4 protein-coding genes are annotated in these 13,109 nt (G+C 57.3%); all 4 read left to right on the plus strand.

Annotation, left to right across the window (positions count from 1 at the left end):
• Positions 1–14: 14 nt before the first annotated feature.
• The 4 genes from J3P76_RS10570 to J3P76_RS10585 all read left to right on the plus strand — a co-directional run bounded on the left by J3P76_RS10570 (position 15) and on the right by J3P76_RS10585 (position 13,038).
• On the plus strand, positions 15–11,942 hold the full coding sequence (locus J3P76_RS10570) for a filamentous hemagglutinin N-terminal domain-containing protein (RefSeq protein WP_434701883.1): 11,928 nt from the start codon (positions 15–17) through the stop codon (positions 11,940–11,942).
• Entirely contained in the window at positions 11,939–12,292 is a 354-nt protein-coding gene (locus tag J3P76_RS10575) for a DUF596 domain-containing protein (RefSeq protein ID WP_434701884.1), read from the plus strand. The genes J3P76_RS10570 and J3P76_RS10575 overlap by 4 nt, the downstream gene beginning before the upstream one ends.
• A gap of 186 nt (positions 12,293–12,478) precedes the next feature.
• On the plus strand, positions 12,479–12,661 hold the full coding sequence (locus J3P76_RS10580; protein ID WP_434702030.1) for a deaminase domain-containing protein: 183 nt from the start codon (positions 12,479–12,481) through the stop codon (positions 12,659–12,661).
• 2 nt (positions 12,662–12,663) lie between these two features.
• Entirely contained in the window at positions 12,664–13,038 is a 375-nt protein-coding gene (locus J3P76_RS10585) for a hypothetical protein (protein WP_434701885.1), read from the plus strand.
• Positions 13,039–13,109 lie beyond the last annotated feature (71 nt).

The raw sequence follows: 13,109 nt of genomic DNA on the forward strand, positions 1-13,109 counted from the left end.
AACGAGACCTGATCATGGACGACCGCCAATACGCCTTCCTGGCCCGCCAACCTTCCGCTGCCCTGAAAAACCGCGAGCGGTTTCTCGGCATGCCCAAGCGCGGCCTGGCGTTCCTGTTGGCCAACGTCATGTTCTGGCAGCCCATGTGGGCCCAGGCCGACGGCATCGTCGTCAGCGCGCCGGGCACCGGCCTGGACCGGGCGGGCAACGGCGTGCCCATCGTCAATATCGCCAAGCCCAACGGCAGCGGCCTGTCCCATAACCAATTCCAGGATTACAACGTCGGCAGCAACGGCGTGATCCTCAACAACGCCACCGCCCGCACGCAGTCCACGCAACTGGGCGGAATCATCCTTGGCAACCCGAACCTCCAGGGTTCAGCCGCCACCACCATCCTCAACGAAGTCAACGGCGGCAACCCCAGCCAGTTGCGCGGCTACACCGAAGTGGCGGGGCAGTCGGCCCACGTCATCGTTGCCAACCCTTACGGCATCACCTGCAACGGTTGCGGCTTTATCAACAGTCCGAAAGTGACCTTGAGCACCGGCAAACCGGTGGTGGAAAACGGCCAGTTGAGTCGCTATCAGGTGGACCAGGGCAGCGTCACGATTGAAGGCGCGGGCCTGAACGCCAATAACGTCGATCACTTCGAAATCATCACCCGCAGCGCCAAGATCAACGCCGAGATCCAGGCCAAGAACCTGACCATCGTCGCCGGGCGCAATGACGTTAATGCCAATACCCTCGACGCCACCGCCCGCGCGGATGACGGCAGCACCAAACCGCAACTAGCCATCGACTCCTCGGCCCTAGGCGGCATGTACGCCGGGGCCATCAAACTGGTGGGCACCGAGGCCGGCGTCGGTGTGAAGCTGGACGGTAAGTTGATTGCCAGCGGCGGGGATATTCAGCTCGATGCCAATGGTCATTTGAGCCTGGCCGAGACCTCGGCCAGCGGGGCGGTCAATGTCAAAGCCGCGAGCCTTGATGCCCAGGGACCGGTCTATGCTGGCACGACCCTGAACGCCCAGACCCAGGGCAAGCTGACTAACCAACAAACCCTTGCGGCGCGGGACAGCATTGTCCTGAACGCGGGTGGGCAGTTGAGCAACAACGGCATCATTGAAGCCGGGGTCAACGCCGATAACGCCCGCAATGCTTCGGGGGACGTGAGCGTCACGGCGCAGACGCTCAATAACAACGGCAAGAGCATCATTGCCAGCCGCAACCTGACGGCCAATGTTGCGCAGACATTGAACAACCAGGGCGGGACCCTGAGCGCCGGGCAAACCGCTACGCTCAACGCCGGGACGCTGGATAACCAGAACAAAGGCCGCGTGTTGAGCAGCGGTGCGCTGAACATCACCGCCGATAAGCTGCTCAACACCCAGGGCGTGGTCAGCAGCAATGGCAACCTGACGGCCAATGTCGGGCAGTTGAATAACCACGACGGCGAAGTCTCCAGCGCCGCTGCCACTCAAGTCACCGGCACTGCGCTGGACAACAGTGACGGCTTGCTCACCGGCGATGTGGCGCTGAATATCGGTTTGATCGGCGCCCTGAATAACCAGAACGGCGCGTTGGGTTCTGGCAAGAGCTTGGCGATCACCGCCGCCAGCCTGGATAACACCCTCGTGGGCAGCCTGGTCAGCGATGGCAACCTGACCACGCGCATCAGCGGCCTGTTCGACAACCGCCAAGGCAGCCTTGGTGCCAAGGGTATGGCTGATGTCCAGGCAGACAGCCTGGACAATCGCGCAGGCAAGGTCCAGTCCGTGAAGGATCTGCAGCTGACTGTCGCCAAGCTCGACAATCGTCAGCAAGGTTTGCTCAGCAGTCAGGCAGCGTTGCGTGTCGATGGCACGCAGTTGGATAACCGCGGCGGCCTGCTCAGCGCCGTTGGCCCGGTGCACCTGCAGACGACGGGCGTTGATAACAGTGGCGGACGAATCTCCAGCAAAACCGACCTCACCGCCAACGTCGCGCAACTGACCAACCAGGGCGGCGAGTTGGTTGCCCAGGGCCTGCTCACCGTCAGCGGCCAGAATCTGGATAACCGCAACGGCGGATTGGTGGGCGCGACCAAAGCGCTAAAACTCAATGTCAATGCGCTGGACAACCGGGGCGGGGAGATCTCCAGCACTGCCGGCATCAACATCACCGGCCAGCGCCTGGACAACAGCGATAACGGCAAAGTCCTCGCCGGCACCGACCTGGGCCTGAAAGTCGCCGCCATCATCAACCAGACCAAGGGCCTGCTGTTCAGCACGGGCATTACCACTGTTGAAGGTCAAAGCCTGGACAACAGCGGCGCCAGTCTTGTCGCTCGCCAGGGTTTGGACATTCGCCTGGACAACGCCTTGAGCAACGTCGCGGGCCTGATCAGCAGCGACGGCACCCTGAGCGCCAACGTCGGCACACTCGACAACACCGACGGCAACCTCACCAGCGTTGGTGCGCTGGCACTCACCACCTCGGGCGCGTTGGTCAACCGTGGCGGCGCCATCACCACCGATGCCGGCCTGAGCGTCAAGAGCCAAAGCCTGGACAACCATGGCGCAGGCCTGCTCAGCGCCAAAGGCGCCACCGGGGTTACCACCGGTACGTTCGACAACACCTCAGGCGGCTATCTGGTCAGTGGCGACACCCTTGATCTCACCGCCACCCAGGTCAACAACGGCACTGCCAGTCGCATCGCTAGCGACAAGGCCCTGACCGCCAGCGTCACCGGTTTCGATCAGCAGGGCGGTGAGCTGTTCAGCAAGACTGCCTTGAGCCTGGACCTGAATCACGGCCAGTTGAACAACCTCAAGGGGGTGATCAACGCGCCGGTCCTGGTGCTGAAAAACCTCCAGGACGTGGACAACCGCGGCGGCGAGATTTCCAGTGCCCAGGCCTTCACCTTGGCCGCGCAAAGCCTGAACAACGGCGATGGCAAGCTGATCAGTAACCAGGCGCTGACCCTGCGTATCGACCGGGCGCTCAACAACATCAAAGGGCTGGTTTCCGGCCAGTCCATCGACACCCACAGCGCGAGCCTGGACAACACCGATGGTCTGATCAGCAGCCGTGGCACGCTGGTCATGACCGTGGACGGTCAGTTGATCAATCGCAATGCTGCGATGATCGCCGACGGTGACTTGCATATCGAAGTGGCGAACCTGGACAACAGTGCAGGGCAGATCGCCGGCAAAACCGATGTCACCGCCGACATTACGACCGTGAACAACCAGGGCGGCCAGTTGATCGCCCTCGGCGCACTGACGCTGACTGGCACCTCGCTGGACAACCGCAATGCGGGCCTGGTCGGGGCGACCGACACGCTGACACTGAACGCTGATTCGATCGACAACCGTGGCGGCGAGTTATCCGGCCACGCCGATGTAGCGTTGACGGGCGACGCGCTGGACAACAGCGACGGCGGCCAAGTGCTCGCCAACGGCGCATTGGCCCTGACGGTGACGCAGGTGCTCAACCGGACCAAGGGCCTGCTGTCCGGCAAGACCGGCCTGACCCTGACTGGCGAGACGCTGGATAACAGCGGCGGCGCGCTGCTGACCCAGCAGAACCTCACCGCTCACCTCGACGGGGGCCTGAACAACGCCGAGGGCGCATTGAGTGCCGAAGGCGCGCTTGAAGTCACTGCCGCCAGCCTCACCAACACCCTGGGCAGCGTTTCCAGCGCCGGGACGCTGGCACTCACCCTCGACAACGCCCTGCTGAACCAGGGCGGCGAAATCGTCACCGACGCCGGCCTCACTCTCAAAAGCGCCAGCCTGGACAACCGCAACAAAGGCAGCATCAGCGCCAAGCAGGTGGTGGTCGTTGAGACCGGTGCGTTCGACAACAGCCAGGCCGGACGCCTGAGCAGCGGCGCCAACCTCGACCTGACCACGAAAAAACTGACCAACCAGGACGGCGGCCGCATCGCCAGCAGCGGTGCGCTGACCGCCAGCGTCACCGGCCTCGATCAGCAGGGCGGCCAGCTTTTCAGCAACACGTCGCTAAGCCTTGATCTGAACCAAGGGCTACTGAACAACCAGAACGGCTTGATCAACGCACTGTTGCTGATGCTGAAAAACCTCAAGGGCGTCAACAACGACGGCGGCGAAATCTCCAGCGCCCAGGCGTTCATCCTGGCTGCGCAAACCCTGAACAACGACAACGGCAAATTGCTGAGCAACCAGGCCCTTACCCTGCGCATCGATAACGCGCTGACCAACCTCAAGGGCCTGATCGCTGCCGCCGCCTTGGATGTCGAGGCTGCCAGCCTGGACAACAGCGCCGGCACCCTGACCAGCCGCGCCAACCTGGACCTGAAACTCACCGGTCAACTGACCAACCGGAACCAGGGCTTGATCAATGCCACCGACGCTTTGAACATCACCTCCAGCGGCCTGAACAACCAGCAAGGTTCGTTGCTGGGCAGCGCCATCGCTATTGACTTCGGCGCGGCCACCGGAGACCTGAACAACAGCGCCGGCCTGATCACCACCACCGGCGTGCTCAGCCTTAAAAACCTGCGGGACCTGAACAACCAGGGCGGTGAATTGTCCAGCAGCCAGAACCTGGACTTGGTCGCCCGCGATCTCAATAACAGCGCTGGCAAACTCATCAGCAACGGTTCGCTGACGGTGAACGCCCGCGACGTCATCAACCAGGGCGGCCTGATCTCGGGCTTCAAGGGGCTGGACCTGAGCGCCGCGAGCCTGGACAACCGCAACAGCGGCACCCTGTCGAGCCGCGACGAAGACCTTAGCGTCACCTTGAGCGGCGCGCTGCTTAATAGCGCTGACGGTGCGTTGGCGAGCAAGAAAAAGCTGACCGTCAGCACCGCCAGTGTGGACAACCGCGGCGGTATTCTGTCCAGCGGTGGCGATCAGACCGTGACCGTCATTGGTGGTTTGCTGAATAACGCCCAAGGCGGTTTGATCGACAGCGGCGCCACCCTGGTCATGAACGCCATGACCCTGGGCAACGTCGGCGGCACGGTCAACGCGCAAAACGCACTGAGCTTCACCGGCACCACGCTGGACAACAGCGGTGGCAAGCTGATCGGCAACGCCGCCGTGACCTTGGACCTGCTCGGTGCCTTGACCAACACCAACGGTAAACTCGCCAGCGCCGGCCCGCTGCGGGTCGAGCGCGCCACACAGATCAACAACCAGGGCGGCCAGATCGCCAGCCAGGGCTTGTTGACCTTGCGCACCGATGGCCTGGACAACCGCAATCGCGGCACCGTCGCGGCCAATGATCAACTCGTTCTGACCACCGCTGGCGCGGTGCAGAACAACGCCGATGGTTTGATCTACAGCCAGAATGGCGGCGTAAATATCGACGCGGACAGCCTCGCCAATGGCAAGGGCACCGTACAGAGCCAGGGCGACCTGATCCTGACCATTGATCAAGACATCGATAACCAGAGCGGCCGCCTTCTAGCCAAGGCTGGGGATGTGACCGTAGCGGGGCGCCATCTCGATAACCGTGGCGGCGTGATCGCTAGCCTGCAAGGTTTGCTCACCACGCAATTGACCGGCGTGCTGAAAAACGGCTATGACCTGAACAACAACCGCCAGGGCGGCATCACCCAGGCCCAGCGCCTGAACCTGAGCGCACTGGGCGGTCTCGACAACTATGGCGGGCGCGTTTCCGCACAAACCGGCGATGCCGTCATCACCACCGGCAACTTCGACAACCGTAACGGCGGCCTCTACGCCAAAGGCAAGGTCAACGTCACCGCCAACAACTTCGATAACAGCGGTGACAAGGACGGCCAGATCGCCGGCAGCCAGATCGACCTGAACCTGACCGGTGCGTTGAACAACCGGTTGGGTATCATCGAAAGCGACAGCACGCTGATGATCAAGGCCAAGAGCCTGGATAACCAGACGGGGCAGATCCGCGCATTGGGTACCGACGGCAAGACCAATTTCCAGATTGATGGGTTGTTCGATAACCGCAGCGGTGTCCTGGAAAGTGCAAACACCGATTTGAGTTTGGGTGTGGGCAACCTGCTCAACGCGGGTGGCAGCATCCTGCACGTCGGGAGCGGCAATTTTGGTGTCGCCATCACCGATGTCATCAATGCAGGCGGCAGTTTCGTCACGCGTGGTGCCTTGACACTCAGCGCTGATAGCTGGACCAACACCAGCGTCCTGCAAGCCGGCACGCTGAACGTCAATGTCAATAACTTCACCCAGACCGCGACCGGACAATTGCTCGCGTCAACAGCTTTGGTGGGCACCGGTGGCAACTGGCGCAATGATGGGGTGATTGCCAGTGACGGCAGCCTGAGCCTGAACTTGGGCGGTACCTATTCTGGCAATGGCCGGGTCAGCAGTTTGGGCACGCTAGGTCTAGCCGTTGGGCAACTGAGCCTGGCCAGCTTGGGCAGCATTGCAGGTGGCGGGACCACCTCGGTAAGTGCCTCGGGCCAGTTGAACAACTATGGACGGATCAGTTCCAGCGTGGCACTGACAGCCAATGCCGGTGTTTTGAATAACTATGGGACGCTGGGTAGTGGGCAGAACCTGACGGTCAATGCGGCTTCATTGCTGAACGATCATGGCTTGATCTTCAGCGGTGGGGACATGGCATTGCGGGTGACCGACTTCAACAACCTGTATGCCGATGTCTACAGTCTGGGTGGGATCGATATCGCTGCTGACAGCGCAGGGGGCCGGGCGCGACTGGTTTCCAATCGATCTTCGACCATGGAGTCGGCTGGGGATTTCTCGCTTTCGGCTACGACTTTTGAAAATACCAAGGATCGTTTTGCTTTCACGTCCAACAAGGTATCGGGTGCATTAGATGCTATCTGTCTCCGTGATTGCTGGAGCGAAGACACCAGATACAAGACGTTTCGCGGGTCAGGGACGTACGTATTGACTGAGCATTTCGAAGCTATCACCAGTGAGGACAGTGCCAGTTCGCTGATGACTGCGGGGGGAAGCATCCGGATCGCGGGAAGCAAAATATCAAATCTTTACAGTACGATTTCAGCGTCGGGAAATATTTCGATTATTGCGGATGACTTTCAGAATCAGGCTGCCCAAGTAGGATCGTATTCGGTAAAGAGCACCTATGAATCCCAGGGAGATATGGCCGCTGCGATTACCGATGAGTTTCTCTATTACAACCAACGCAACAACCCTGATTTCCCAACCGTTAAATACGAGTGGCATGGGGACGTTTACGGAAACAGCCCCCCCGGTGTCATCCAGTATGAAATGGTTCCTGTAGCTCATCACGTGCCGTGGGTGGATGGTGCTGGCGACTATAATGAGGTTTTCTGGTTCGATAAAAACTATGAGGTTTCGACCGATCTGCCTTTGGCAAGTCAACCGTACCTGATGTACAGCCGCATACATCTGAACGATGAGAATGCGTATTTCAGTTCCAGTTCGACGTATAACAAAAACAACTTGTTGGAAACGCCGTCCTGGCTGAACTCCCTGCCTCTGCTCAGTCGCGAAGTCACCGGCGCCCTAAGCAGCACGCCCGCCGTCATCCAAGCCGGTGGACAAGTCTCGATCAACGCCACATCTTCCATCAACAACAGCCTCATCACTCCATTCACCGCAGTAACAAAAGGTGGTGACAAGACATCCAGTACCGCTGTCTCTCCAGCGTCCCAAGCGGTGTTTATCCCTGTCAGCCTGCTTCCCCCCGAGTTACGCCAATCCCAGGTCAACCCATTGGCCTTGCCGGGCTTCAGCTTGCCCTCCGGTCAGAACGGAATGTTCCGCCTGAGCGGGCAGGGCGGTAGCACTCCCGTGGCCAGTGGCCCGAACAACTGGACAATGGCCGACACCAGCGTTACCTCGGCCCAGCGTCAACTAGCGCTACCCAACGCCGTGGCGCGGGATCTTCAATTTGGCAGCAACGCCCAGCCCAATGCTCGCGTGGTAGACCTGAGCATTGGCGACCGGCAGGCAGCCACTGTAAACAATCAGGTCAGCACGTTTGACACCTCTACATCGGGAGACGCGGTGTCAGGCGTCATGCCGGCTCGCTCCTCCGGGTTCACGCTCAACCGTGTTCAGGGACTTCCAAGTAGCACCGCAACAAGTATTTCGCACAAATACCTGATCGAAACCAACCCGGTGCTGACCGAACTCAAGCAGTTCATGAGCTCGGATTATTTGCTGGCGAACCTTGGCTACAACCCGGACGACAGCGCCAAACGCTTGGGGGACGGACTATATGAACAAAGACTGATCCAGCAGGCCGTCCTGGCTCGCACCGGTCAGCGTTACATCGATGGTCAGACGACAGACGAAGGCTTGTTCAAATACCTGATGAACAACGCCGTAGCCAGTAAGGACGCGTTGAACCTGAGCCTGGGCGTAACGCTGACCGCCGAGCAGGTCGCGGCGCTGACCCATGACATCGTCTGGCTTGAGGAGCATGAGGTCAATGGCGAGAAGGTGCTGGTGCCAGTGCTCTACCTGGCGAACGCCAATCAACGCCTGGCCGCTAACGGCGCCCTGATCCAGGGCAAGGATGTTTCGCTGATCGCCGGCAAGGATCTGACCAACTCAGGCACCTTGCGTGCGACCGAAAATCTGGCCGCTATTGCCGGCACCGATCTGGTCAACAGCGGTTTGATCGAGGCGGGCAATCGCCTTGACCTCTTGGCTGGCAATGATCTGGTGAACAAGGCGGGAGGGATTATTTCCGGGCGCGATGTCAGCCTCACTGCATTGAAGGGCGACGTCATCAATGAACGCAGCGTCCATACCTATGACTCTGAGGTGGGCCGCTGGGATCAGCATCAGGAGTTCCTCGACAGCGCGGGTCGGATCGAAGCTGCGAACGACCTGACAATCAAGGCAGGGCGCGATGTCGCCAACATCGGCAGTACCTTGCAAGCCGGTCGAGATATGTCTATCAGCGCCGGTCGGGATGTCATCATTACCTCGGCCACCGAGCACAACACCGAGGAAAAAGGCAAAAACGACACCAAGGAGCAAATCACCCAATTTGAGTCACGCCTCATCGCGGGTCGCGACATATCGATCGACACCGGGCGTAACCTTGCCATCGTCGCCAGCCAGCTAGAGGCCAAGCGTGACATCGCCATGGCGGCTATCGAAAACGTCACAGTGAGTTCGGCGGCGGACGAAGAGCACTCGTTCTACAAAACTAAAAGAGTCACCGATCAGAAAGATCATGTCAGTCAGGTGCAAAGCTCAATCACTGCTGGGGGAGATGTAGGTATCTCTGCTGGTAAGGACATGGCGTTGATCTCGAGTCGGATTACGGCGGGTGACGAGGCTTATCTGGTTGCTGGTGGCGATTTGGAGTTACTGGCGGCGCAGGACCGCGATTACTCGCTCTACAGTCGGAAGAACAAAACTAGTTTCGGTACACGCACTCAACGAGACGAAGTTACCAAAGTCACCCACGTTGGAAGCGAAATCAATACTTGGGGCGATCTCACGATCGTCAGCAATGGAGATCAGACCTACCAAGTGGCCAAGCTCGAGAGCGGTAATGACCTGGTGCTGAACAGCGGCGGGTCAATCATCTTCGAGGGCGTGAAGGATCTCGTTCAAGAGAGCCACGAAAAGAGCAGCACCAGCCTTGCTTGGAATTCCATGAAAGGCAAAGGGCACACCGACGAGACGCTGCGTCAAAGTCAGCTGATTGCTAATGGCGACGTGGTCATCAAAGCCGTCGATGGCTTGAACATCGATATCAAAGACATTGACCGGAACACCGTCAGCCAGACCATCGATGCCATGGTCAAGGCCGATCCTCAATTGGCCTGGCTCAAGGACGCCGAACAGCGTGGCGACGTGGATTGGCGGCTGGTCAAGGAAACTCATGAATCGTTCAAATACAGCAGCTCAAGCCTGGGGCAGGGCGCCATGCTGGCGATCGTCATTATCGTGACCGTTCTAACAGCCGGAGCCGCGAGTGCCGCTGTGGGTAGTGCGGCCGGTGCCACGGCGGGCTCAGGTACCGCCATGGCGGCAGGAGGTGTGGCATCCGCCTCAGCGGTAGCTGGTGGAGCAGCAGTTGGTTCAACAGTGGGGGCGGGCCTGGGGAATATGATGGCTTCCGCCGTGCTGACCTCCATGGCCAGCAACGCAGCGGTGAGTGTTATCAATAACCAGGGCAATTTAGGGGCGACGTTCAAGGACATAACCTCTTCGGAAGCGATGAAGGGCTATCTGACGTCCGCCGCTATGATCGGGGTGTCTCCAGGGTATAACCCGGCAGCACTTGGTTTTAACCTGCCAAGTCTTCAAGCCGTGCTGCTCAAATCAGCTTCTGATGCGTTCGTGAATACAGTCATCAACGGGGGAAGCTACACCGATAACCTAGGCAACGCTTTAGCGAGTCAAGCCAGCAATGTGGGGATGGCTGTTGGCTTCAAGATGGTTGGCGACTATTCCTTAGGAAAATACGAGGATGGAAGCATTCAGAAGGTCTTGGCCCATGCGTTGATGGGTGGACTTCTGGCTGAAGCCACGGGCAGCGATTTCAAAACGGGGGCCATGGCAGCAGGCGCGAACGAAGCGCTTATCAATGTGCTCAGCACCATGGTGGGCGGAAATAAACAACTGGAATCAATGGCTTCGCAGTTGACAGGTCTTGTCGCAGCCGCCGCGGTGGGTGGAGATCTGTCGAAGGGCGCAGAAATTGCGCAGTACGCGACTGCTTACAACCGACAGCTGCATTACGACGAGCAGAAATGGCTCGAGGAGAACGCCAAAACGTTCGCGCAAACGCAGGGCATCACTGAACAAGTGGCGATGGAACGCCTTAGCCAGCAGGCGCTGAAGAACACCGACTACCTTTGGCGTTCCGTTTTGAGCGATGGCGATGACAGTGCTGCATTGGCGTTCCTGTCGGGGGCCGGGAAAACATTCGTTAACGACCTGGGGGAAAAACAGGCACTGTTTACCGCCTCAGGACAACAGCTCTTCCGTCCGGAAATGTTCGCCGATACGGCGGATCCGGCTTTTTACAAGAAATTTGTACAGAGCGGCATCAGTCGAGAGCTGAGCGCAGGCCTTACCAAGGAGCTCAAGGACTCGGGTATCGCGATCAAGGACGGTGCCATCAACCTCTATGATGCTGTTAGAGAACATCCTGCGGCTGTAATGGGGGGGCTTTGGGAGGGCGTGAAAGGTCTGCCCCAAAGCGTAGTCGACAGTTTTCGCGAGGGCGGTAATGCAATTGGAGAAGGTGCAGCCGTTGCGTTAGAACCGGAACTGAAGGCCAAACTTAACGCGATCTATGGACAGGACGTATCGACTGCACAGCAGGCGCTTCTGCTCATTCGAACAATTAGTGCTGTTTCGCTGGCGGGTACAGGTGGCAAGGTTGGAGGGAAGCTAACGGGGGCGGCAGCTGAGGCTGCGGGTAAGAAGCTGGATGAGATTCTTGCTGAGGCGACTGAAAAGGGACTGGTAAAAAGTGGTAAGGAAGAACCTCGTTCGATAGTTGATGAGGAGAAAGATGCACTAGATCGTATAGCGCAGAACCCCAAAGGTCCTGATTTGACGGATAAGCAACCTGGGACGATTCTGCAGCAGCAATCGGATAATCGGATTAGCGAGCTTGTATCGCAGTACAATAGCCCAAGCCTTCAACCAAGGGATTTTAATCTAACTATAGGTGGGAAGACGTTCCTAGCTGATCCTCAGCTTAGTGTTGGTGCCCCTGTTTACTCTGGCACTACGACATCAGATGTAATGAACTATTTTAGACAGTTGACAGGTGTTGTCAGTATGCCCGTTGTAAAGTCGATTCCGGGGAAGGGCGATGTTTATGCTGCGATGATAACCACTGGAGCTAATGCAGGCAGTAAAATTACTTTGAGAAATTTTTCTAAGTCTACTCAGCAATCAGGTGCTACTTGGACTATAGATGTAATAAATCCATCAATTAATGCTGGCAAGCGAATCGAGATCAAATTTAAATGAATATCGAAAAGTTGTGTCCCGTTGTTCTAAGTAGTTCCTTCGGTCTATCGATGGGCTCCATCTGGCAGCACCTAGGTGTGGAGCTTTCGAAGTTGGCTATGAGTAATGAGGAAAGAGCAGAAGTTTTTCTCGAAGTGCTGAGGCGTCTAATGCTAGATGGTAATTTAAAACTTGCTTCGAATGGTAAGTGTCTCTCTGGTGATGTTAATGAGCAGATCGACGTTCTCAAGCACGCATGGCCTATTTGCCCGGAGGAAGATGACCTTGATGGTTTCGGGTTTTGGTTTTTAACTGGCGCTCCGGCGGGTGTAGTATGGCTCACCTCTGACGGTCAGGAGATATGGACATAACTAATTTAGGTGGAAAAGGTTCCGTCCTAAGCGGATTTATACCTGGGCGTTAAGCCTTGTAGTCAGTTTGATGATAGGGTCGAGGAGTTTTTGCCGAAGCCTGATGGTGATTTGAATTCGTGGATATTGAAGCCTCAAGTTTCTACGTCGAAATATGTCGGAACGCCTGAGAGGTATCTGCCAGATATGTATATAGAATTTAAAATTCTGGAGACTTTAGCTCAGCGCCTAGGTCCGAGCTCGCAGACCTCGGGACGTATAAATTTGATTTCAGAGAAAATGGTTTGTCGAAGTTGTAGCGATGTTGTTACTCAGTTTCGCGAGCGATATCCTAATATTCAATTGAATGTATTTGCCGTGGAGAAGTAATAGTGGCGTCCGATTTGGCTGTGGAAGAAATTTATTCGATAGTCTCTAGGCTTTATGAAAAGGCTATGTCTCAGGTTCGTCTTCGGCCAGAGCAAGCCTTTGCATATGTTCAAGATGAAGCAGACTCTCTTTGCACGTCTGCTGATGTGGGTTTATTTGCAGTTCTGCAAACTGCGATATTTAGGGAGGGTATGAAATATGGGGTAGAGCTGTCTAGAGAAAGTCCTTATGCGGAGGATATGTTAGAGGGTTTGGCTAGTGCCTATGAAAAATGCGGCCTCGATGATTTGGCAGAGGTTGGGCTTAAAGGGGAGCCGCTGGCAGAAATAATCGATTGTATGGAGCAGGTTAGGAAAAAATATCTTCTGCCTGGCTAAGATGGTGCAAAAGATACAGCAAATTTTTTTGAATTTGCTAATGCAGATGATTTGGCGTTAGCTGGAGCAAA

Origin of the sequence: Pseudomonas sp. D1-36 (genome assembly GCF_051132205.1) — a bacterium.
In the GTDB taxonomy this organism is placed as follows: domain Bacteria; phylum Pseudomonadota; class Gammaproteobacteria; order Pseudomonadales; family Pseudomonadaceae; genus Aquipseudomonas.

Bases quoted from the DNA above. Each gene is read 5' to 3' on its own strand.
- J3P76_RS10570 (WP_434701883.1), top strand. From the start codon at position 15: ATGGACGACCGCCAATACGCCTTCCTGGCCCGCCAACCTTCCGCTGCC.
- J3P76_RS10575 (WP_434701884.1), top strand. From the start codon at position 11,939: ATGAATATCGAAAAGTTGTGTCCCGTTGTTCTAAGTAGTTCCTTCGGT.
- J3P76_RS10580 (WP_434702030.1), top strand. From the start codon at position 12,479: ATGTATATAGAATTTAAAATTCTGGAGACTTTAGCTCAGCGCCTAGGT.